The organism is Streptomyces sp. NWU339, from assembly GCF_003143855.1.
In the GTDB taxonomy this organism is placed as follows: Bacteria; Actinomycetota; Actinomycetes; order Streptomycetales; family Streptomycetaceae; genus Streptomyces.
The window spans coordinates 101111-123958 of the sequence record NZ_QFRK01000001.1 but is presented as its reverse complement, the minus strand read 5'-3'; the positions used below and the strand labels follow the sequence as shown (position 1 = coordinate 123958).

Below are 22848 nucleotides of genomic sequence, written 5' to 3'. Positions count from 1 at the left end.
GATCATTCGCGCAACTCCTCTGTACGCGGTGGGTGTTCGGCCGAACACTCACCGCACGACCGCGTCCCGCACGGGTTGGGGCTGCATCGGGATCTGCGGAAGATCCGCCAGGACTTCAGGCGGGCGACGCCGCATTCGACCGGTGCCCGTGCCGCGGCCAGGGCCCGGTTGACGGTCTTCTCGGTGGGGGTGAGTTCCGGCAGGGGCCTGCGTTTGATGCCCGTGGTCAGCCAGGGGCCGCCGCCCTGGTGGGCGAGATCGGCCAGGATGGGGACGCCCTGGCGCTCGCAGATGCGGATGATGCGGTGGGTGCGGGCTGGGGGGTACCCCCGGCCGAAGGCTGGGGGAGGTCAGGTCGTGAGCCCGGCCCGGCAGCGGGGGTGAGAGCCACAGCAGTCGGCCGTCCGGATCGGTGACCACCTGCACGTTCACTCCGTGCCGACGGTGCTTGTGGGAGTAGTCCGCGCGTGAGTCGCCGACCCGGTCGCACTCGGCGAGGGTGCCGTCCAGCAGGACGAAGTCGGGGTCGGCCTCGCGCAGGACCTTCAGCAGACCCGGCGCGCGCTGGGCGAGCAGGTGGATGACCGCGCTGGTGTAGGCGTGGGCGGTGGACTCGCTGATTCCGAACCCGGCAGCGATCTTCGCCAGGGTGGTGTGCTCGCGCAGGTACACCAGTGCCACCATCGCGCGCTGAGACGGGCGGAGCTTACAGCGCCGGTCGTCCTCACGGGTGACGATGAGCATGGTGACCCACTCCACGAGCGCGTGGGGCAGGTCGAGTGCGGCAGGATAGATGACCAACGAGGCCCCTGAGCAGCGTGGTTGAGACGTCAGACATCTCGATCAACTGCCCGGGGGCCTCGCTCGTTGCGCTTGGTGGGCGTCACCTGATCGGGGCCCAGCTCGAAGAAGATCACTCCGAGGAGAAGGTCACCTTCCTGCGCTTCCGCGGGGACCGGACCGTGATGACGCCGCCCACCGGGCCGTGCCGATCGCGAGGGTCGCCGCCACCACGGCGGCGGCCCTCGCGATCATCAGCGATGTCTTCGTGCAGGCCTTGTCAGGCGCGGGTCCACCGTTGGTTGTTTCCGTTCGAGCAGGAGTAGAGCTGGATCAGGGTGCCGTTGGCGGTGCCGCCCCCGACGGCGTCGAGGCAGAGGCCGGACTGGACGCCGACGATGGATCCGTTGGAGTTGAGGCGCCACTTCTGGTTGTCGCCGCCCCAGCAGCTGTAGATCTGGACCTTGGCGCCGTTGCCGGTGCCGGCGGCGTCCAGGCACTTGTTGCCGTAGACCCTGAGCTCGCCGGCGTCGGTGTACGTCCACTGCTGGTTGGTGCCGTTGTGGCAGTCCCACAGGTGGAGCTGGGTGCCGTCGGCGGTGCTGGTGCCAGGCACGTCCAGGCAGCGGCCCGAACCGACGCCCTTGATCGTTCCGCCGTCCGCGGGCGGTGTGGTGGAACCGCCGTTGAGTGCGTTGAGGACGGCGGTGTAGGCGGGCTTCTTGCTGCCGTCGTTGTTGAACAGCAGCGGCGTGTGCTCCGATCGCCAGGAGTCGCTGTCGCGCACACCCCAGACGGTGATGCCGAGGCAGCGCGAGACGGTCAGGCAGTCGTTCACCACGTTGGCGTAGGTCGAGGCCGAGGCACCCTGGATATCGAGTTCGGTGATGGCCACGTCGACGCCGAGGGCGGCGAAGTTCTGCAGGGTGGTACGGAAGTTGCTGTTGTAGGGGCTGCCGCTGTTGAAGTGCGACTGGAAGCCGACGCAGTCGATCGGCACGCCGCGCTGCTTGAAGTCCCGCACCATGGCGTACATGGCCTGGGTCTTGGCCCAGGTCCAGTCCTCGACGTTGTAGTCGTTGTAGCAGAGCTTGGCGGACGGGTCGGCGGCGCGCGCGGTGCGGAAGGCGACCTCGATCCAGTCGTTGCCAGTACGCTGCAGGTTGGAGTCGCGCCGGGCTCCCGAACTTCCGTCGGCGAAGGCCTCGTTCACGACGTCCCACTGCGCGATCTTGCCCTTGTAGTGGCTCATCACGCCGTTGATGTGGTCGATCATCGCCTGGCGCAGCGCGCTGCCGTTGAGGCTCTGCATCCAGCCGGGCTGCTGGGAGTGCCAGGCCAGGGTGTGGCCGCGCACCTGCTTGCCGTTCTGCACCGCCCAGTTGTAGACGCGGTCGGCGGCGGTGAAGTTGAACTGGCCCCGCTGCGGTTGGGTGGCGTCGATCTTCATCTCGTTCTCGGCCGTCACCGAGTTGAACTCACGAGCCGCGATCGTCGCGTATGTCGAGTCGCTCAGCCTGTTCGCGGCGATGGCGACGCCGAAGTAGCGGCCGCTCTGCGCCGCCGCGGCGCCGAGCGTGCTCTCGGCGGCCTGAGCGGGCGGCGGCGCGACCAGTGCGGCGACCACACCGAGGACGCCGGCGACCAGCGCCAACAGCAGAGCGCGGATCTTCCACCGGACAACGGGTCTGGGAAGGGCATACAAGCCCATGGCTGTGCCTCCAAGGTAGGAATAACGGGATCACCGGACACCGCGGTCATGGGACCCGGGAGGATCTCAACCGGCACGGACGGGCCCGGCCGGCCGCCGAGTCACGCAGGCCGGGCGGCAACGGTCTTCGACACAGGCACGGTGGACTCCCTCGCGGCTCAGCCGGGAGGCCGTCACGCGGCGTCGCACACCTCTCCTACTGCACGGAGGGTCGGGATGCGTCGGTGCGAGCCTCACCGGGACGAAAAAACGGGGTGGCGCAGGTGCTTTGGGGCGCGGATCTGTCGTGCAGCTGTGCGGCTCTGCAGCGCGGCACGGTCTGCCCGGTACCAGCGTGGTTCGAAATCTCGTCCTACGGTCGGTTTACCAGACAGGATGATTGAGAGGTTGACAGTGACTAGTCAACCCTCGCGGCAGAAAAAGTTTCCACTTTCATTTCGAAACTTTCGATGCTGTGTCGAGGCGGGTGGACCCCTGGACCGGTGAGCCGTATCGCACACCACCTGCGGATTTACGGTCGACGTAAGGGCTTGCCACGCCCAAAGGGAGGAACTGTTTACGGACAGATCGGTGACAGACCTTGACCGGAGGGCCCCACCTTCCTAGCTTGTGGCGTCACAGAATCGGAATCACTTCGAAACTTTCGAATCCGTCCCTGCCCCCGGCGCGGCTGCCGCTCCGCGGTTCATCGGCGGCACCTCACCCCGCCCCCAAGGAGGCCCTCTGATGTGGTTTCGCCACCCGTCCCCGGTCCGTCCAAGACGCTTACTCGGCCTCCTTGCGCCCTTGCTGCTGGTGGCCACCTTCCTCGGTGCCCAGCCCGCCGAGGCCGCGACCGTGGACCCCAATGCCTCGTACGTGCTGGTCAACCGCAACAGCGGCAAAGCCCTGGACGTCTACAACATGGCGACCGGCGACGGCGCCCGCATCACCCAGTGGACCAGGAACGACCAGAACCAGCAGCAGTGGCAGTTCGTCGATTCCGGGGACGGCTACTACCGCATCAAGTCCCGTCACTCGGGCAAGGTGCTGGACGTCCACAACTGGTCCACCGCGAACGGCGGCTCGATCGTCCAGTGGGCCGACCTGAACGGCACCAACCAGCAGTGGCGGCTGGCCGACAGCTCGGACGGCTACGTGAGGCTCATCTCGCGCCACAGCAACAAGGCCCTCGAAGTACAAGGCGCCTCCACCGCCGACAACGCGAACATCGTCCAGTACGACGACTGGGGCGGCACCAACCAGCAGTGGCGGCTCGTCAAGGTCGGCGCCGACACCCCCGGCTCGTGCGATCTTCCGTCGAGCTACCGCTGGACATCGACGGGCGCGCTGGCGCAGCCCAAGCAGGGGTGGGTCTCGCTCAAGGACTTCACCGTCGCCCCCTACAACGGCAGACAACTCGTCTACGCGACCACGCACGACACGGGGACGAGGTGGGGTTCGATGAACTTCGGCCTGTTCACCAACTGGTCGGAGATGGCCTCGGCCAGCCAGAACACGATGTCCAATTCCACCGTCGCACCCACGCTCTTCTACTTCGCGCCGAAGAACATCTGGGTGCTCGCCTACCAGTGGGGCGGGACCGCCTTCTCCTACCGGACGTCGAGCGACCCCACCAACCCGAATGGCTGGTCGTCCGAGCAGGTGCTCTTCTCCGGAAGCATCTCCGGCTCCGGAACAGGGCCCATCGACCAGACACTCATCGGTGACGGCACGAACATGCACCTGTTCTTCGCCGGCGACAACGGCAAGATCTACCGGGCCAGTATGCCGATCGGGAACTTCCCGGGCAGCTTCGGCTCGACCTCGACAGTGATCATGAGCGACACGACGAACAACTTGTTCGAAGCCCCGCAGGTCTACAAGCTGCAGGGCCAGAACCGCTACCTCATGATCGTCGAGGCGATCGGCTCGCAGGGCCGCTACTTCCGCTCGTTCACGGCCACCAGTCTGAACGGCTCATGGACACCCCAGGCCGCGACCGAGAGCAACCCCTTCGCCGGCAAGGCCAACAGTGGCGCCACCTGGACCAACGACATCAGTCACGGCGAACTGATCCGCACCAGCCCCGATCAGACCATGACCGTCGATCCCTGCAATCTGCAGTTGCTCTACCAGGGACGCAGCCCCAACTCCGGCGGCGACTACGGCCTCCTGCCCTACCGCCCGGGTCTGCTGACCCTGCGGCGCTGACGGCACGACGGGGGTCCGGCTCCGAGGGGGAGCCGGCGTGGCGGGCTCGGCGGAAGGCCGAGCCCGCCACGCCGTGATCTGAACAGCCCACCCATGAGGGCCGGGCCTCTCAAGGGGCGTAAACGACCCCCGCCTGCGGCTTTTCGGTTGGATGCCGGGGCGTTTCCCTCGTGGCTCTTCCTCGTGATCTGTCTGCGGGACCGCCGCGTGGGAGGGGTCCAGTTGGAGCGCCCGGAGCCCCGCGAGGAACGAGCCGGGCGAGGACGAACGAGCTGGAGGCCGACGAGCGGCGGTCGGCCATGGAGGCCGAGGAAGCGTCATGGATGTCCGCGGATACCGCCGTTGGCATCCCCGGTACCGGCTGGTCGGCGGAGTGGTCTCACATCCACCCATTCGACGTCTGGCCGCACAGGCCGGCGTCATGACCGTGGTGCGGGGATCCGGGCTGCTCAGTCAGGTCATCGAGCGCGGCCGTGAGGCCGTCTCATGGGGTGTTGCGAGCTCACCCGGGGTCTGCGACCGCCGGTGGCGGTTGTCGGCTGCTGTCATCGGGCCCCCTGCTGGTCCAGTTGTTCCTGGACGGCGCGCAGCAGGTGGTGGGCGCGAGCCAGCAGACGGCGGGCGATGGCGGTGGTGGCGATCTTCTTGCCGCGGCGGTGGGCGAGGCGCTGGTAGGCGGGGGCGAATTCCGGGGAACGCTTCGCGCTCTGCGCGGCCTCGCACAAGATCCACCGCAGCCAGGGCGAGCCCTGCTTGGAGATGTGCCCGTGCCGCACGGTCCGATCCGACCCGTGGACGGTGGGCGTCAGCCCGGCCCAGGCGGTGAGCTTGCGCGCGGAGGGGAAGCGGGTGGCGTCCCCGACCTCGGCCACGATGACCAGGGCGGTGAGCGCGCCGACCCCCGTCAGCCGGGTGAGCGCCTGGATGCGCGGATCGCCCCGCGCCTGCGCGAGCAGCTGCCGGTCGAGCGCGTCGATCGGCTCCTTGAGGGCGTCCATCAGGACCAGCAGGTCCTCGACCACGCGGCGGGAGGCGTCCGGCAGATCCAGGCCCTCCAGCCAGGCCGGCCCGGGGCGGTGAAGCAGCCGTCCGGCCGGTCGCGGCCGTGGTCCGCCAGGACGGCGTGGACCCGGTTGCGCAGCCGGGTCCGCAGCCGCACCAGCCGGCAGCAATGCCGCAGCAGGGCCCGCCGCTGCCGCACGTCCAGCGGGGCGATCCAGGCCTCCGGCAGCAGGTCGGCCCGCAGCAGCTGGGCCAGGGTCGCGGCGTCGACCTTGTCGTTCTTCAGCCGTGCGGAGGCGATCGCCTTGCAGCGCAGCGGATGCACCAGGTGCGGCTCGAAGCCGTAGTCCTCCAGCAGCTGAACCAGCCGGCCCCAGCCGTAGGCGGCCTCGAACGCGACCGGGGCGCCGATCGGCAGATCCCCGATCACCGACAGCACCGTCTTGACCCCGTTGGGCACATTCCGGTTGACCTGCACCGCACCATCGCGATCCACCACGGCGATCTGCGACCGCTTGCGGTGCACGTCGATACCGACGTAGACAGACATCGAGGGCCTCCTTCCCGAGCCCGTACATACCCGGACGGTAGGCATCGCCGGGCTGAGCAGAGAAGGGGCCCGGCCCTCATAGAGTCAGGTCAGGTCACAGCCAACCTCTGAGATCTCTACCGAACCCGGAACGGTTCACTCACACACCCAACAACGTGACAGCGCCGGTGCCCCTGCCGGCACAACTCCGCGGCCAGGGCCCGGGTGGACTTCACCGTCCACCTGAGCGGCGACTCCGGATCTCCCCGCTGGTCCGACTCGACCAGCTCCAGCAGGGCCGGAACCAGCCAGAATCGACATCCCGCAGCCGCTTGCGGCCTGCGCCCGATCCGGCCATCAGGCTCCTTGCCCCGCTCCAGCTCACGCAGCCCGCGCGACACCGTGGACGCCGTCACTCCCGCAGCCTCGGCCACCGCGCGAACTCCACCCCGTCCCCCGCGCCCGGGCCGCAGCCCCCAGCTCCAGCCGCCGCTGCCGCTCATCCAGATGCGGCAACAACAGCCCGAACGCCTCCGCCACCCCCGCCTCGATCCCCTCCGTCGCCCCGCATCCTACGAGCCAACAGCACTTCCAAACCGAGGAGTTATTTTTCGCCAGCTCCCTGCACCCGTCGGCGGCTCGATAGCCCACACCGCCGAGGGTCGAGAATGAGCCAAATGCGCAGTCAGAGGATCGAATTTTTCCCTTTCTGACGCCCTACCCACGAGTAGAAAGATGCCCGCTGGGTAGCATGGCGACCTGATCGTGAATCCGGGCCGCCAGTGGTTTTCCGGCGTGTCCCACCCCAGCGGGCGAGACAGCACCTGTACATAGGCGCCGACCCCGGCGGGGAGGCGTTCCGTGTGCCCACTCTGCGGTCGCATCAGGAAGGCAACGGGGGAAATTGAAGATTAACCTTCTCGGACCGATGGAAGTCATCGACGACGGGGTTCGGATCCGGGTACCCGGGGAGAAGTTACGCTCGATCCTGGCGGCTCTCTCCCTGTCGGTGGGACGCTCCGTTTCACGGGATGAGCTCATCGACGAATTGTGGGGCGAAGAGCCTCCGAACAGCGCCAAAAATTCACTGCACGGTCACATTGCCCGGCTACGGCGGGTATTGGTCGCGCACGGGGGAAAGGCCACACTGCGGAATGTCATCCAGACTTCACCGACCGGATACATCCTGGATCTGCCCGAGGAGAACATCGACGCCTCCCGGCTGTTCCAGCTGGTCTTCCGCGCCGACGCGACCAGCGCCAGCAGTCCCCAGGAAGCCGTCGATCTGCTGAACGAGGCGGTTTCCCTGTGGTGCGGCCCGGCATTGATCGACGCCGGGAACGGAATGATCTGCCAGGTGGCCTACACCCAGCTGGAAGAGGTCAGGTTGGGGGCGTACGAAAGGCTTTTCGACCTGCGTCTCCGACTGGAGCACCCCCGGGCCGTCATCCCCGGGCTGGACCAGCTGCACGCCAGGTACCCGCTGCACGAGCGCTTCTGCGAACAACTCATCACCGCGCTCTACCTTGCGGGCCGCCAGGCCGACGCGCTCAACACCTATCACCGCACCCGCGAATACCTGTCGCAGCACCTGGGACTGCAGCCCGGAAACGGGCTGCGCGACACGTTCCAGGACATCCTGCGTCAGGCTCCCCACCTGACGAAACAGTACTGAGAGGCGGAAGGGTCACACCGATTTCGTGACCCGCAGGATCTGCCAGATGGCTCCCAGCCTCGCCCGACCGTGGAAGGCCATGTACTCGGGATGCACGAGCTGTGGGCCCCACTTCTCCTTGTAGGCGAGCTGGCTGGCCGCGGGATAGACCTTGTCCCCGTGGTCGGCCAGCAGCCCGATGACCTTACGGGTGAGCGCGCTGGCCCCGGCCGGATCGTGCTCGGCGGACAGCCCGGTGAACGGGGTGAAGCCGAAGTGCAGCCACTCCGCCTCTTCCTTGCGGAACGTCTCCAGCGCGGTGAGGTTGATGGCCTCCATCACGCCGGGGGGCGCCTCCGGGAGCCGGCGGCTGAGGTCGTGCAACCACCCGGAACGCGAACCGTACGCGGGCGAGTACGAGATGTAGGCGATGGCCTTGCCCCCCAGCCGGCCCAGCATCAGCCGGCGCGCGTGCTGCACCGGCCCGCCCAGTTCGCCGACCAAGAACTCGATCTCCTTGGCATGCCGGCCCTTGCTCCGCAACCAGGCGCCGTCGATGGCGGCGACCTCCGCCGCGCACTCCTCGTACGGGACCTCCGTCACCTCCAGACCGCTGCGCCGCGCCCGTGAGATCTTGTTGCGGAGCTTCATGAAGCGAGTGCCGCGCAGGGTGAAGTCCGGCAGGTGCACCGAATACGACGAGCCGACCTGGTTGACCGTGAAACCGCACCGGACATAGAGGTCGACGTCCGGGGTGAGGACCTGTACGGCGACCACCTTGCGGCGCCGCCGGCACGCGTCGCCGAGGAAGGACCGCAGCAGCGTCTCCTGCTGGTCCGGCGGGGCGTGGACACCGCCGAACTGGAGCAGGTACGAGCCCGCCTCGCGATAGGCGATGACCCCGTTCGTCGCCGGATCGGTGAAGTACGCGTTACCGGAGTTGAGCGCGAGGAAGCCGCTGGGATTGTCACAGTCCTTGCGGAGCCTTTCCAGGACTTCGAGCACTTCTTCGTCGGATATCTCTCCGCTGCGCGTCGTCATCTCACTCCCGTTGCCTGATGCCCGTCGTCCGATGTGCCGAGTTACGGGGCAGAGTGCCCGGCGGCGTGCTCCCCTGCACTCTCCGCCATCCCTCTTCCATTTCTCTGAAACGCCTGTCTCAGCGCCGTCTCAGCGCCGTCTCCGGGGATTCTCAGGGAGGCGTGTAATGGTCGTAGCAGCACTTGGAAATGCGAACTTTCCCGTCAGTGGATGGGAAATGGAGAGCGGAGGGGCTTCGTGAGCAGCGATATCACAACGCCTTCAGTGTCAGGAGAAGAAGATTCCGGAGCGTCTCGTTCGGAAGTCCCCACCTACCTTTCCCTCATCGAGGGAAAGAACGTCCCGAGCGGGTCCTGGGTATACGTGGTCGACTCGGACGCCCTGCTCGACGACGCGTTTTCCACGCTCGCCCTGAAGCGGAAGCTGGAGAGCGGAACCATTCCCCCCGACAATCTGCCGGCCACCATCGTCGCCCGGGTCGCGCGGGCCGACCGCCGGACCACGGACCTGGCCTTGGAAGCGGCGGCAGCGGCCGCCCCGGTCTGGGCCGCGTTCCCCCCGGAGACCCGGATCGAGCAGTTCGGCACCCTGGTGTACCGCCGGCTCGTCGAGCAGGCCGACCGGATCACCGAGGTTCTCGTACGGGAGGGGCACCCGCTGGCACTGGCCCGCTGGCAGGTGTCCGGGGCCCTGGAGGTCTTCGGACCCGAGTCGCTGGGCTTCTACCGGAGCCAGATGCTCCAGGAGTTCCGACAAGGGGAGCGGCAGATCTCCGTTCGCCGTCGTCCCGACGGTGTGGTCTGCCTCAACCCCCCGCAGAACGCGCCGCTCTCCAGCGCGCTGCTCGGCGTGACCTCGATCATGGCGGGCAACGCCCTCGTCGTACGGGCGCCCCGCAGCGCCCCGCTGGGAGCGATGTACGTGCTCCAGGAGGTCGTGGCCCCGGTCCTGGCGGAGCTGGACGCTCCCCCCGGCACCCTCGGCGTGGTGTGCGGCGACCCGGCGCCGATGCTGGATGCCTGGCTGGAGAGCCCGCTCGTCGACGACATCATGTACTTCGGCAGCAGCGAGAACGGGATGCGCTTCCAGGAGCGCTGCATCGCGGCGGGCAAGAAGCCGATCCTCGAACTGGCCGGCAACGACATCGTGCTGGTGTGGAAGGACGCCGACCTGGACCTGGCTGCCGAGGCCATCACGGAGAGCTTCTACGGCTCCGGCCAGCTCTGCATGATCCCCAACCAGGTCGTGGCCCACCCGGACATCGCCGACGACCTGGTCGCCCTGCTGGCGGAGAAGGCCTCGCGGATCAGGCCCGGCCCGTCTTCGCAGGAGGGCGTCCTGCTCACCCCGGTGCTGCGCAACGAGAAGTTCTTCTCGTGCCTGCGCGACGCCGTCGACCACGGCGCGGAGCTGGTGTGCGGCGGACACGCGATCCAGGAGGACGGGACCCGCGACACGGCCGGCATCTTCCTCGAGCCCACCGTCGTGCGGGTCCAGGGCCTGGCGAAGGCCCATGAGGTCCAGGCCGTCCGCGAGGAGACCTTCTTCCCACTGCTTCCGGTGATCGTGGCCGAGCCCGCCCCCGACGAGGTCCTGCTGGACCGGTTCATCGACTTCGTCAACGGCAACGCCTACGGACTGCGGAACTCCGCGTGGGCCCGGGACCCCGAGGTGGTCGACCGGATCGTCACCAGGATCACCCAGGGCGGACTGCTCAAGGTGAACGACTCCCACATCGGGTTCCTGCCCTACCTGCCGACCCACGGCGGGACCGGACTCACCGGGGGTGTGTTCGGCGAGGCCAACTACCCGATCCTGCGTACCTCCCACGTCCAGGGTGTGAGCGTCGCCACCGGCGTCCGGCCCTCCGAAGCGGTGTTCGGCGCCTGGAAGGCCCTGAAGGCCGCCACCGGACGCTGACGACACCCCGTACCGGGCCGCCCCCGTACGGCACACCCGGGTACCACCGGCCCCCCGTACGGGAAGGCCCCTCGCGCGCACGTCCGCGCGCCCCAGAAGCCACCACGCACGGAACTGAGGAGGCTCCATGCGCTCGTTGGAAGCCGCACGCGCGACATGTGATTCATTCCTGCCCGGTCTGCTCGACCTGCTCTCCGGCATGCCACTGGAAGCGCTGGAAGCACCGAGGAACCCGGCCCTCGACCACTTCCGCGAGACCGGCGGCCCCGGCCTCGTGATCCCCAAGACCTACGGCGGGGCCGGTGCCGACCCGGTCCAGGCCCTCGCCGTCGTACAGGCCCTGGCCTCCAAGGCGCCGTCCCTGGCGATCGCCACGACGATGCACCACTTCTCGGTCGCGACCCTGTTCACCCTCGCCGAGTCCATCCAGAGCAGCGGCATGGAGTGGGCGCTGCTCGAGGGGATCGCCGAGCAGCGCCTGCTGGTGGCCTCCGGCTTCGCCGAGGGCCGACCGGGCCGGGGCATCCTCTCGCCGATGATGACGGCGACGAAGGCCGACGGCGGCTATGTGATCAACGGTGCCAAGAAGCCGTGCAGCCTGTCGCACTCGATGGACCTGCTCACCGCGAGCGTGGTGCTGCCCACCGACGGCGGTGAGCCGAGGACGGCGGTGCTCCTGATCCCCCGGAACACCGAGGGGATCACCGTCCACCCGTTCTGGGGAAGCCGCACCCTCGCGGGCGCCGAGAGCGACGAGGTGAGGCTCACGGACGTCTTCGTCGACGAGCAGCTCGTCATGCGCACCGAGCCGGGCGACGCCGGGAACCTGGACAGCCTCCAGACCGTCGGGCTGATCTGGTTCGAACTGCTCATCTCCGCCTGCTACCTCGGTATCGTCAGCGGACTGGTCGAACGGGTCGTCGACGGCGGCCGGGGCAGCGACTCCGACCGTGCCCGGGTGCTCATCCGGCTGGAGACGGCCGCCCTGCTGCTGGCGGGCACCGCGCGCATGATCAGGGACGGCGACACCGGCAACAAGGACCTAGCCGACACGCTCGTCGCCCGCTACGCCGTCCAGGACGCGCTGGGCGACTCGCTGTGCCAGGCCGTCGAACTGCTCGGCGGTACGGCCTTCATGTCCGACTCCGACGTGTCCTACCTGGCCGGCGCCGCCCACGGTCTCTCCTTCCACCCGCCGTCGCGGGCGAGCTTCACCCGGCCGTTCCTCGACCACGTCGCGGGCGACCCGCTGCGTCTGACCTGACGAGGGAGCGTCATGACAACGACACCCTTTCTTCCGTCAGCCATGCCCCCGGCCTCCGCCACCACCACGCCCGCCCTCGGGCGGGAGGAGCTGGGCAAGCTGTACCGGTCCCGGCTGAGCAAGGGCCGCGCCACTCTCGGCGAGCTGTTCGGCGGGCACATCGAGGTGGCCTCGCAGGGCGCCTGGGTCACCACCTCGGACGACAGGAACTTCCTGAACTGCGGGGGCTACGGCGTCTTCCTGACCGGCGCCCGCCACCCCACGGTCGTCCGGCACGTCGCCGAGCAGCTGGCCACGCACCCCGTGGCCACCCGGCTCTTCCTCGAACCGCAGGTCGCGCTGGCCGCCGACGCCCTGGTGTCGGTCGCGCCGAGCGGGCTCGAGCGGGTCCACTTCGCCGGCTCGGGCGCCGAGGCGGTCGAGACGGCCGTCAAACTGGCCCGCACCCGGGGCCGCCACCGGCTGATCGCCACGGAGAACGGCTACCACGGCAAGACCATGGGCGCGCTCAGCCTCACCGGCAAGAACGTCTTCCAGGAGCCGTTCCGGCCGCTGCTCCCCGAGACCGCCCACGTCCCGTACGGTGACGCCGCAGCCCTCGAACCGCTCCTGGCGGCGGCCCCCGGCGAAGCGTGCGTCTTCATCGAGCCGGTGCAGGGCGAGGCCGGCGTGGTGATCCCCCCGGCGGGCTATCTGCGCGCGGTACGAGACCTGTGCGACCGGTACGGGGCCCTCCTCGTCCTGGACGAGATCCAGACCGGTCTCGGTCGGCTCGGCACCTGGTGGGGCGCGGACCGCGAGGGTGTCTCCCCCGACGTGCTACTGGTCGGCAAGGGGCTGAGCGGGGGCGTCGTCCCGGTGTCGGCCGTCGTCGCCACCCGCGAGGCGTTCGGCGCCTTCGACCGGGACCCGTACCTGCACACCTCCACGTTCTCGGGCGCGCCGCTGGCGATGGCCGCCGTACGCGGGTCGCTCGCGGCGATGCACGAGGACGACCTCGTGGCCCGCTCCCGCGACCTGGGCGCCGAGATCCTGCCGGAGCTGGACCGTATCGTCCGCTCGCACTACGGCGCCGCCGTGCGCGAGGTCCGGGGCCGGGGGCTGCTGCTGGGGATCGAGTTCACCGACCCCGGGCCGGCGGGCGACCTGCTCATCGAGCTGATCATGAACGGCGTCATCGCCAACCACTCGCTCAACTCGCACCTGGTCCTGCGCTTCACCCCTCCCGCGGTGCTGACCAGGAGCGACCTGGACTTCTTCTACGAGGCGGTCGACCGCGCGTGCCGCGCGCAGAGCGCCCGGTACGCACCCACTGCGGAAGGCGGCACCATCCATGCGTAGCGTACGAGTGATCATCCGCGTACACGACATCGACGCCGCGGCGGCGTTCGAGCGGGTCGGCGCCTTCAGCCGGTACCCCGAACTGACCGACGTCATCCGCTCCGTGACCTCCCGCCGGGAGTCCCACGGCGAGGAGGTCAGCGACTGGGACGTCTACTTCCGCAACGGCATTCTGAGTTGGAGCGAGACCGACCGGTTCGACCGCGAAACCCTGACCATCACCTTCGAGCAGACCGACGGTGACTTCGCCGAGTTCGCCGGCGTGTGGCGGCTCACCGCGGACGGCACGGGCTGCCTGGTCGACTTCAGCGCCGAGTTCGACTTCGGCATCCCCAGCCTCGCGGGCATCCTCGACCCGGTCGCGGAGCGGGTCTTCAAGGAGACCATCGCCCGGGTGGTCATCAGCCTCTTCGCGGGCAATGCCGCCGTGGTCGGCGACGAGGCGGTCGCCCGTGCCGTCGCCGAGGTCACGGCCGGGCCCGTCACGGCCGCGTCCGGAACGCGCTGATGGACGGGAAGAACCTCTTCGAGACGCGGACCACCTACCGGCTGATCCGGCTGGAGTACGGGCTCGGTCTGGTGATCGCCGTGGTGTTCTTCTTCGCCCACATCGACGAGGTGAGGTGGCTCCCGGCGATCGGGTTGTTCGTGTACATCGACCTCATCGGCTACATCCCGGGGGCCATCGCCTACCACCGCAGCAGGACGAAGCGGATCCACCGCGGCTACTACGTCGCGTACAACGTGATGCACAGCCTGGCCACCCAGACGCTCGTGGTGCTCGCGTGGATCTGGCTGTGGGGTCCCGAGTGGGCGCTGCTGGTCGTCCCCATCCACCTCTTCGGCGACCGGGCGCTGTTCGGTAACTTCCTCAAGCCCTTCGCGCTGGACTTCGAACCGGTGGTCCATCCCGAGTACGCCCGCTTCGCCGACCGGTTCGACGCCCCGCCCGCCGCGAGCCCCGAACCGGCCGGCGGGACGGCGGCCGCCCTCCGGCAGCCCCAGGGAAGCTGACCCCCTCGCACCGCACCGGCACACCGCCCGCCGGCACACCGGCGAACGCCTCTGGAAGGAATCCCATGGAAGACGTCTACACGCGCCTGGTCGAGCTGCTCACCAGTACCTTCGGCCTGGACGCCGACAGCATCTCGCCGACCAGCACCCTCAGCGCCCTCGAACTCGACTCGCTCGCCCTCGTGGAACTCTCCGTAGCCGCCCAGGAGGAGTTCGAGGTCTCGATCGAGGACAACGAGATGGAGCCGGAGTCGACCGTCGGACAGGCGGCCGAGATCATCTCGCAGAAGATGGTCACCGTCCGATGAGCCGTCCACCGACGACCGCCCCGGCCCGGACCCGGTTCGACGCCGCGATCACCGGGGTCGGCATGGTCACGGCCGCCGGGGTCGGGGTCGAGAAGAGCTGGGAGCGGATGCGCGCCGGAGCCGGTACGGCGGCCACCGGGGTGCCCGCGCTCGCCGGCATACCCGCCGGCTTCGCCTGCGCCGTGACCGACTTCGACCCCAGCGGGTTCATCGACCGCAAGCAGATGTGGCGCTTGGACCGCAGCAGTCAGCTCGCGCTGGTCGCCGCGCACGAGGCCGTCACCAGCTCCGGCCTCGACCGGGACTCCTGGGACGCCACCCGGGTCGGGGTGGTCCTCGGCAACGGCATCGGCGGCGCCGCCACCTGGGAGAAACAGCACCACGTGCTGCTGGAGCGGGGCCCGCGCAAGGTCTCCCCGCTGCTCATCCCCATGCTGTCGCCCAACATGGGCGCCGGATACATCTCCATGATGTTCGGCGCCCTGGGGCCCAGTCTGGTGACGGCGACGGCCTGTGCCTCGGGGACCACCGCGGTGGGCATGGCGCGCGAGTTGCTGCGCAGCGGGGTCTGCGACGTGGTGATCACCGGAGGCACCGAGGCACCGCTGGTTCCCTCGCTGATCACGGGGTTCAGCCAGATGCGGGCCCTGGCCGGCCGCCGCGACGACCTGTCCACCACCTCCCGGCCCTTCGACGCCGACCGGAACGGCTTCGTACCGGCCGAGGGCGCGGCCGTACTCGTCCTGGAGCGGGCCGAGGACGCCAGGGCGCGCGGCGCCGACATCCGGGCCATGGTCAGCGGTTACGGCGCCTCCGCCGACGCGCACCACGCGACCGCCCCCGATCCGGACGGCCGGGGCGCCGAACTCGCCCTGCGCGCCGCACTGCGCGACGCCGGGGTCGGCGCCGACGAGGTGGACCACGTCAACGCGCACGGCACCGCGACGTTGCTGAACGACGCCGCCGAGGCCCGGACGATCCGCCGAGTGCTCGGGAAGCGGCCCGCCGTCACCTCCGTCAAGGGCGTGGTGGGCCATTCCCTGGCCGCGGCCGGCGCCATCGAGGCGGTGGCGACGGCGCTCACCCTCGAAGAGGGCCGCATCCCGCCGACCGCCAACCTGGAGAGCCCGGATCCGGAGCTGGAGCTGGACGTGGTGTTCAAGGCCGGGCGCGACGTACGCGCCGAGGTGGCCGTCAGCAACTCCTTCGGATTCGGCGGTCAGAATGCCGTACTGCTCCTCACCGCGACCTGACCGGTCCGCGGCCGACCGCAGGCCGCCGTCCGGCACCCCGGCGCCGGACGGCGGGCGGTCTCAGGAAGATCTCAGCGTGATCTCAGAACGCTGCGGCAGCATCGGGGACGCAGCGGGAACGGTGCTCGCTCCGCCCCGAGGCAGGGAGAGGTACCCGAAGTGACCCAACAGGGTTCCGGGGCGACCCGAACCGGGTGAAAGCCCGCGCAGGTTCGAATCCTGCGCTCTCCGCCGACCATCCGATGCCGTGCCGGGCCCGGCCCTGGGCAGTCGGGCAAGACCGGGCGACGGACGCGCCGCACCGCGCGCGTCGGCCCGTACACCCCTTCCCGGAAGCTGCCGGGACCGCCCCCGGGGTCGCCGGCCCGTTCCGCGGCATCACCCAGACGTTGCGAACCGTGAAGGGAAGTCCGGATGATCGAAAAGTTGCTCAGGGCGCCACTGGAGTTGGTGGAGAACAACTTCAAACGGCCGAACGGGTATGCCGGTCGGCTGATCGGCCACGTGATGGCCAAGCAGCACCGTACGCTCACCGTGTGGGCGATCGAGCACATGGAGGTACGGCGTTCCCAGCGCGTCCTGGACATCGGCTGCGGCGGCGGGATGGCCGTCAAGCTGCTCTCGGAGCGGGCGAGTCAGGGATTCGTCGCCGGAGTGGACTACTCCACGGAGATGGTCCGTCAGTCGGTGCGGCGCAATGTCGTGGGCGTGGCTGCGGGGCGGGTGGAGTTCAAGCAGGGCGACGCGGGCGACCTGCCGTACGAGGACGGGTCCTTCGACCAGGTGAGCGCGATCGAGACGTTCTACTTCTGGCCCGACCCGATGCGCGGGCTCAGCGAGGCGTACCGGGTGCTCAAGCCGGGCGGCCAGGTGTCGATCACGCTGGAGATGAGCCGGGAGGCCGCCGAGAAGCCCACACTGAAGCAGCGTTACCTCGGGCGGCGGTTCACCGAGCGCTCCGAGCGCGAGGGCCTGCGCATCCTCTCGGGGGGCGATCTGGTGGAGATGCTGGGCAAGGCCGGCTTCCGGGAAGGCCGTTACGTCGCGGAGCCGACCCGCTCGTTCGGCTGGGTCTGCGCCCTGGCGCGGAAGTGAAGGGGACGCGGCCTCCCATGACCACCACCCGCGACACCGCCACCCCGGTCCGCCCCGAAGCCGCCCCCGCCGCGCCGGAGGCACGTGCCCTGCCCGTGCTGGGCAGCGTGCTGGACTTCCGCAAGGACATCCTGGACGCCATGCACCAGGGCTGGCGCGACCACGGGGACCTGGTCCGCTACCGGCTCGGCCCCGTCGTCGTGCACGGCGTCTCCAGCCCCGAACTCGCCGGTGAGGTGCTGACGGACAGCGCGACCTACGGCAAGCTCGGTCCGGACAACCCGCTCCGGTTGATCCTCGGCGAGGGCCTGCTCACCAGCGACGACCACGAGAGCTGGATGCGCAACAGGCGCATGATGCAGCCGATCTACACCAAGCAGGCGATCGCAGCCATGTTCGACTCGATGTCCGAGTCGACGGCGAACCAGCTCGCCCACATGGCCGCCACGTACCGGAGCGGCGACGTGGTGGACGTCCACGAGGAGATGATGCGGGTCACCCTCGACATCGTCAGCCGGTGCATGTTCAGCACCGATGTCGAGCAGACCAGGGACGGCATCAGTCCGGAGGCCGTCGACGTCGCCATCAACTACGCCTTCGACCGGCTGCAGAACCCCTTCAGCCCCCCGACCCGGTGGCCCACGCCGCGCAACCGCCGCTTCCAGGCGGTGATGAAGGACATCGACGAGATGACGTACGGGATCATCGCGGAGCGCCGCAAGGCGGCTGCCGACGGTGTCTCCCGCGGCCGCGGTGTGCCCGACCTGCTCGACATGCTGCTGGACGTACGGGACGCCGACACCGGCGAGGGCATGAGCGACCGTGAGGTACGGGACGAGGTCATCACGACCTTCGGCGCCGGGCACGAGACCACCGCGATCACCCTCACCTGGGCTTTCTACCTGCTCTCCGGCAACCGCTTCGCCATGCGCCGGGTGCAGGAGGAGGTGGACGAGGTCCTCGGCGACCGGATGCCCACCACGGCGGACCTGGCGGCCATGCCGTACGCCCTCCAGGTCTTCGAGGAGGCGCTGCGGCTCTACCCGTCGGCGCCGATCGTGCCACGGCTGGTGCGCAAGGACACCGTGCTCGGCGGGCACACCGTGCCGACCGGCTCCCGAGTGCTGGTCAACCTCTTCAACATCCACCGCCACGAACGGCACTGGGACGATCCGGAGCGCTTCGATCCGGACCGCTTCTCCCCCGAGGGCAGGAAGGGACGGCACCGCTTCGCGCACATGCCCTTCGGCGCGGGCCCCCACCTCTGCATCGGCAAGCACTTCGCCCTGATGGAGGCACACCTGCTGCTCGCCGCCCTGGTACGGCGGTACGAGTTCCGGCACGTGCCCTCGCACCGGGTGGTCAACCAGGCGTCGATCACGTTGAGGCCCCGCTACGGGATGTCCATGACCGCGCACGCGCGTACGGGCGCGTCGACGCTCCGCAAGACGCAGACGTAACACGGCAGAACCAGTACCGGTATCGGAGGGGAAGACGGACCCGATGAACTACGACCCCAGCACAGCGGACGCGGATCGCCTGAACTGGACGCAGTACCGTCCGGGCCAGGAAGCCGGCCACTACGAGAGCTTCTACCAGCGGGGCAACCACCCGACGGAGCCCCGGGCCTTCTGGATCCGGTACACGATCTTCAGCCCGGCCGGGATGCCCGACGCCGCCATCGGTGAGCTGTGGGCCATCTACTTCGACGGGACCACCGGCCGTCATGTGGTGGCCAAGGAGGAGTACCCGATCTCCGAGTGCCACTTCAGCCCCGACTCCTTCGGCGCCCGGGTCGGCGACCGGGTCCTGGAGCCGAGCAGCCTGAAGGGTGAGGCCGTCGGCAGCAACGGCCGCATCGGCTGGGACCTGACGTACGAGGGCTCGGAACCGCCGCTGCTCCTGCTTCCGCCGTCCATGTACACCGGCGGGTTCCCCAAGGCCAAGAGCCTGGTCGGAACCCCGCTGGCCACCTACAGCGGCAAGCTCACGGTCGACGGCGAGACGATCGACGTCGACGGCTGGACCGGCAGCCAGAACCACAACTGGGGCAGCCGCCACACCGATCACTACGCCTTCGGCCAGGTGGCCGGGTTCGACGACCACCCGGACAGCTTCCTGGAGATCGTCACCGGCACGACGAGGCTGGTGGGCCCGGTCAAGACGCCGAAGATCACGTTCCTGGTGCTCCGTCACGACGACCGTGAGTACACCCTGTCCGCGCCCCGCCAGGCGCTCAAGGCCAAGGCCGACTTCGGCTACTTCTACTGGAACTTCGCCAGCTCCGACGAGTCCACCGCCGTCCGGGGCCGCTTCACCGCGGCCCCCGAGGACTTCGTCGGGCTCAACTACTACAACCCCCCGGGTGGTATCAAGCACTGCCTGAACACCAAGATCGGCAAGTGCGAGCTGCAGATCCTCAACAAGGCGACGCGCAAGATCCAGCGACTCACCACGAGCAACCGCGCGCTGATGGAGATCCTGACCGACGACCGCGAACACGGAATCGGGATCCGCGCATGAGTGAGGGTCGCGCCGCCCCGGGCGGGCCGCCCGACGGGCCGGTCCGCCCGGGACGGCCCACGCGCGGGGGCGAGCCCCGGTTACCGACGTGGCTGTCCCGGCTGACCGGCCGTCACCGGTGGCCGCTCGCCGTGCTGTGGCTGCTGCTGCTCGGGGTGGCCGGCTGGCAGGCGGCTCCACTGCCGGGCCTGCTCAGCGGCGGCGGCTGGTACGTCTCCGGCTCGGGCTCCGCCGTCGCCGCCGAGCGGCTCACCGAGGGCTTCACCGGGCGCGGCGCGACCTCACTGACCCTGGTGGTCAAGGACACCCGGCACCGGGCCGGGGACCCCGCCTTCGACACCCGGGTACGGGAAGCGGCCGAGGCCGTGCTCCGTGACGACGGCCTCAGGGCCACGGGCGGATACGGCTACACCACGCTCACCAGCGAGGGGCCGCGCGCCGCCTTCCTCGGCGAGGACGGCCGGACCGCGACGATCCGCGTCGGCTCCGAACTGGACGACGGCACCGCCCGCCGGGTGCTGCCCGGCATCCAGGAGGAGCTGAGCGACCGGTTCGAGCCGAAGGGCCTCCAGGTCTCCCTGGTGAGCCAGGCCGCGCTCTGGGGCGAGGTGAACCATCTCAGCGAGCGCGGTCTGATCTTCGCCGAGTTGGTCACCCTGCCGCTGATCCTGCTGGTCCTGCTGCTGCTCTTCCGCAGCGTGGCCGCCGCGCTCGCCGCCCTGCTGGTCGGTGTCACCTCGGTGGTCTTCGCGCTGGCGGTGCTCGCCGTCGTCGCCGGGCGGACCGAACTGTCGGTGTTCGTGCAGAACGCCGCCACCATGCTCGGTCTCGGTGTGGGCGTCGACTACTCGCTCTTCATGATCATGCGCTTCAAGAGTGAGCTGCGCGCCGGGGAGGGGCCGGCCTCCCGGGCGAACGTCGAGCGCGCTCTCACCCGTACGCTGCGCACCTCGGGCGAGACCGTGGTGGCCTCCGGACTCACCATCATGGCCGCCATGTCCACGCTGTTCCTGGTGGACCTGAGCGTCATCCAGTCGATGGCTCTCGGTGTCGTGGTCGTGGTCGCCTTCTCCGTCCTGACCAGCGTGCTGCTGCTGCCCGTCCTGCTGCACGTGCTGGGCCCCGGGATCGAGTGGGGCCGGATCGGCCGCCGGAAGCGGGACTCCGGTCGGACCGGCACCGGCCGGGGGCGGAGCGACGAGGGACGGGCCGAAGGGAGCTGGGTCGCCGTGACCCGCGCGGTCATGCGCCGTCCCGTGCTGTTCCTGGTGGTCGGCGTCGCGGCACTGACCGCTCTCGCCCTGCCCGCGCTGCGGCTGGAGACCTTCACGCCCGACGCCCGGGTCGTGCCCGCGGACGCGGCCGTACGCCAGGGGTACGACGCGGTCAGGGACGAGTTCGGGGTGGGCGGCGCTGCGCCGCTCCAGGTGGTCGTCTCGTCGGACACACCGCTCCAGCAGCGCTCCGGGACGGACGTCGCCCGACTGCTCCGCTTCCACGACACGATCGCCGGCCTGCCCGGGGTGGTACGGACCGACTCGGCGATCGGGACGCTCCGCCAGGCCGACCGGGAGCGCCCCTTCGCGGCCCTGGCGGGGCGGGACCGGCTGCCCGGGGACGCGCGCGCCACCGTCGACTTCTTCGTCTCCCGGGATGGCAGGACCACGCTCGTCGAGGTCGTCGGCGACGACACCGCCTCCTCCGACGCGGCGCGGAAGCTGCTCTCCTCGGTACGCGCCGAGGCCGCCGGCTTCACGGCCGGCGACCGGGGGTGGACGGTCGACGTCGGCGGGGAGACCGCGGAGGGCGTCGACGCGAACAAGGTGATCGAGGACGGTCTCGTGCCGGTCATCGCGACCATGCTCGGCGTCATCTACCTGCTGTTGCTCATCACCTTCCGCTCCGTGTTCCTGCCCCTCAAGGCCATCGCGATGAACCTGCTCTCCGTGGGCGCCACCTACGGTGTGCTGGTGCTGGTCTTCCAGGACGGTCTGGGCAACGCCCTGTTCGGCTTCGACGTGGACGGACACCTCACCAACTTCGTCCCCGTCCTGCTGGTCACCCTGTTGTTCAGCCTCAGCACGGACTACGAGGTCTTCCTGCTCAGCCGGGTCCGCGAGGACTACGTCGTCACCGGGGACGACATCGGCAGCGTGGCGCGCGGCATGTCCGCCACGATGCCGCTGATTTCCGGCGCGGCCATCCTCATGGTCGCGGTCTTCGCAGCCTTCGCGTTCACCGGCATCCTCCCCATCCAGCAACTGGGCCTCGGCATGGCGCTGGCCATCGCGCTCGACGCGACCGTCGTCCGGCTCCTGATCGTCCCTGCGTCGATGCGCCTGATGAGCAGGGTGAACTGGTGGTTGCCGGGCCGCGGGAACCCGGCGGCCCGCCCGCTCACGCCCCAGGGCGCGCACACTCCGGTCCAAGGCGCCGCCGACCACGGCACCACGGCCGGATCAACCGGATCCGTACACCCCGAACCCACGGACAGCACGAAAAGGACGGCCCCCCAGTGACCGACCGGACCGCCCCGGTGCAGGAGGAACCTGGCACCCCCTCACGGATATCCGAGAGCATCGTCATCCGCGTACCGCCGGAGACCGCTTACGCGGCGATCAGCGATGTGGCGCGGATGGGCGAGTGGAGCCCGGAGTGCCGTGGTGCCTGGATCATCGGACGGGGTGGCCCGGCCAGGACGGGGATGCGGTTCATCGGCCGCAACCGCGCGCGCTGGCTGCCGTGGCCCACCCTGTGCCGGGTGGTCGAGGCCGATCCCGGCCGGGTCTTCTCGTTCCACGTCAGTTTCCTCGGTATCCAGGTGGCGGGGTGGACGTACCACTTCTCGCCGCTGCCCGAGGGGTGCGAGGTGCGGGAGGAGTGGCGGGACCGCCGGGCCGGCCCGTTCGGCATGCTGCTCACCGCCGTCACCCCGCTGGTGACCGGCGTCGTACGGCGCAGGGCACGCAACCGGGCGACCATGCGCTCCACCCTCGTCGCCTTGTGCGATTCCCTGGAGTCCGGCCGTTAGGGCGTATCCGCAAAGGTTCTGGGGCCGGGGCCCGGGGGCGGATCACGCCATGCCCCCGGGGGCCGGGTCTTCGCCGGGCCGCGGAACGGAGAACCGGCCCCAGGACGGGAGAGCCGGTCCGCGGCACAGAGGACCGGTCCGCAGTGCGGAGCATGTCGCCGGTCCACCCGAACAGAGAACAGGAACCCG

18 protein-coding genes, 1 tRNA gene and 2 pseudogenes are annotated in these 22848 nt (G+C 69.5%); 15 read left to right on the top strand and 6 right to left on the bottom strand.

The genetic code is table 11. The features are described 5' to 3' along the window. Positions 1–2: 2 nt before the first annotated feature. Positions 3–801, bottom strand: a pseudogene (locus DIZ27_RS00620) (transposase family protein). 259 nt (positions 802–1060) lie between these two features. Further along, complete coding sequence (locus DIZ27_RS00610; protein WP_109376271.1) at positions 1061–2491, bottom strand: endo-1,4-beta-xylanase; 1431 nt, start codon at positions 2489–2491, stop codon at positions 1061–1063. Between the two features lie 726 nt (positions 2492–3217). Between DIZ27_RS00610 and DIZ27_RS00605 the strand changes: the two genes are divergently transcribed. After that, positions 3218–4684, top strand: a complete 1467-nt coding sequence (locus tag DIZ27_RS00605; protein ID WP_109376270.1) for a non-reducing end alpha-L-arabinofuranosidase family hydrolase — start codon at positions 3218–3220, stop codon at positions 4682–4684. Positions 4685–5229: 545 nt separating this feature from the next. On the opposite strand, the gene DIZ27_RS00600 is transcribed toward DIZ27_RS00605, so the two are convergent. The 3 genes and pseudogenes from DIZ27_RS00600 to DIZ27_RS00590 all read right to left on the bottom strand — a co-directional run. Continuing rightward, entirely contained in the window at positions 5230–5706 is a 477-nt protein-coding gene (locus tag DIZ27_RS00600) for a transposase (protein WP_109376269.1), read from the bottom strand. After that, on the bottom strand, positions 5682–6236 hold the full coding sequence (locus tag DIZ27_RS00595; protein WP_181383320.1) for a transposase: 555 nt from the start codon (positions 6234–6236) through the stop codon (positions 5682–5684). The genes DIZ27_RS00600 and DIZ27_RS00595 overlap by 25 nt, the downstream gene beginning before the upstream one ends. Before the next feature lie 167 nt (positions 6237–6403). Then, positions 6404–6767, bottom strand: a pseudogene (locus tag DIZ27_RS00590) (ISAzo13 family transposase); the annotation flags it as partial. 376 nt (positions 6768–7143) lie between these two features. Between DIZ27_RS00590 and DIZ27_RS00585 the strand changes: the two are divergent. Next, positions 7144–7890: an AfsR/SARP family transcriptional regulator gene (locus tag DIZ27_RS00585; protein WP_258308167.1), complete on the top strand. Its 747-nt coding sequence runs from the start codon at positions 7144–7146 to the stop codon at positions 7888–7890. 12 nt (positions 7891–7902) lie between these two features. Here DIZ27_RS00585 and DIZ27_RS00580 read toward each other — a convergent pair whose 3' ends face one another. After that, the gene (locus DIZ27_RS00580) at positions 7903–8910 is read right to left on the bottom strand and encodes a bifunctional lysylphosphatidylglycerol flippase/synthetase MprF (protein WP_109376266.1); all 1008 of its coding nucleotides are present in this window, start codon (positions 8908–8910) and stop codon (positions 7903–7905) included. Between the two features lie 210 nt (positions 8911–9120). Between DIZ27_RS00580 and DIZ27_RS00575 the strand changes: the two genes are divergently transcribed. From DIZ27_RS00575 to DIZ27_RS00520, 13 genes are all read left to right on the top strand, one after another. Further along, the gene (locus tag DIZ27_RS00575) at positions 9121–10830 is read left to right on the top strand and encodes an aldehyde dehydrogenase (RefSeq protein ID WP_109376265.1); all 1710 of its coding nucleotides are present in this window, start codon (positions 9121–9123) and stop codon (positions 10828–10830) included. 127 nt (positions 10831–10957) lie between these two features. Continuing rightward, positions 10958–12094: an acyl-CoA dehydrogenase family protein gene (locus DIZ27_RS00570; protein WP_109376264.1), complete on the top strand. Its 1137-nt coding sequence runs from the start codon at positions 10958–10960 to the stop codon at positions 12092–12094. A gap of 12 nt (positions 12095–12106) precedes the next feature. Next, positions 12107–13435: an aspartate aminotransferase family protein gene (locus DIZ27_RS00565; protein ID WP_109376263.1), complete on the top strand. Its 1329-nt coding sequence runs from the start codon at positions 12107–12109 to the stop codon at positions 13433–13435. Next, positions 13428–13943 (top strand): type II toxin-antitoxin system RatA family toxin, encoded by a 516-nt coding sequence (locus DIZ27_RS00560; RefSeq protein ID WP_109376262.1) that lies wholly within the window; start codon positions 13428–13430, stop codon positions 13941–13943. The genes DIZ27_RS00565 and DIZ27_RS00560 overlap by 8 nt, the downstream gene beginning before the upstream one ends. Next, positions 13943–14449, top strand: a complete 507-nt coding sequence (locus DIZ27_RS00555; protein WP_181383319.1) for a hypothetical protein — start codon at positions 13943–13945, stop codon at positions 14447–14449. The genes DIZ27_RS00560 and DIZ27_RS00555 overlap by 1 nt, the downstream gene beginning before the upstream one ends. A 65-nt stretch (positions 14450–14514) precedes the next feature. Continuing rightward, positions 14515–14757, top strand: coding sequence for an acyl carrier protein (locus tag DIZ27_RS00550; protein WP_109376261.1), 243 nt, complete (start codon positions 14515–14517; stop codon positions 14755–14757). Continuing rightward, positions 14754–16010: a beta-ketoacyl synthase gene (locus DIZ27_RS00545; protein WP_181383318.1), complete on the top strand. Its 1257-nt coding sequence runs from the start codon at positions 14754–14756 to the stop codon at positions 16008–16010. Before DIZ27_RS00550 ends, DIZ27_RS00545 begins: the two co-directional genes overlap by 4 nt. Positions 16011–16154: 144 nt before the next feature. After that, a tRNA-Arg gene (locus DIZ27_RS45500) sits at positions 16155–16241 on the top strand. A 183-nt stretch (positions 16242–16424) separates the two neighbouring features. Next, positions 16425–17105: a class I SAM-dependent methyltransferase gene (locus DIZ27_RS00540; RefSeq protein WP_109376260.1), complete on the top strand. Its 681-nt coding sequence runs from the start codon at positions 16425–16427 to the stop codon at positions 17103–17105. 17 nt (positions 17106–17122) lie between these two features. Next, positions 17123–18565 (top strand): cytochrome P450, encoded by a 1443-nt coding sequence (locus tag DIZ27_RS00535; protein WP_109376259.1) that lies wholly within the window; start codon positions 17123–17125, stop codon positions 18563–18565. 43 nt (positions 18566–18608) lie between these two features. Then, complete coding sequence (locus DIZ27_RS00530) at positions 18609–19628, top strand: hypothetical protein (protein WP_109376258.1); 1020 nt, start codon at positions 18609–18611, stop codon at positions 19626–19628. Next, complete coding sequence (locus tag DIZ27_RS00525; protein ID WP_109376257.1) at positions 19625–22147, top strand: MMPL family transporter; 2523 nt, start codon at positions 19625–19627, stop codon at positions 22145–22147. Before DIZ27_RS00530 ends, DIZ27_RS00525 begins: the two co-directional genes overlap by 4 nt. Next, positions 22144–22659 (top strand): SRPBCC family protein, encoded by a 516-nt coding sequence (locus DIZ27_RS00520; protein ID WP_258308165.1) that lies wholly within the window; start codon positions 22144–22146, stop codon positions 22657–22659. The genes DIZ27_RS00525 and DIZ27_RS00520 overlap by 4 nt, the downstream gene beginning before the upstream one ends. Positions 22660–22848 lie beyond the last annotated feature (189 nt).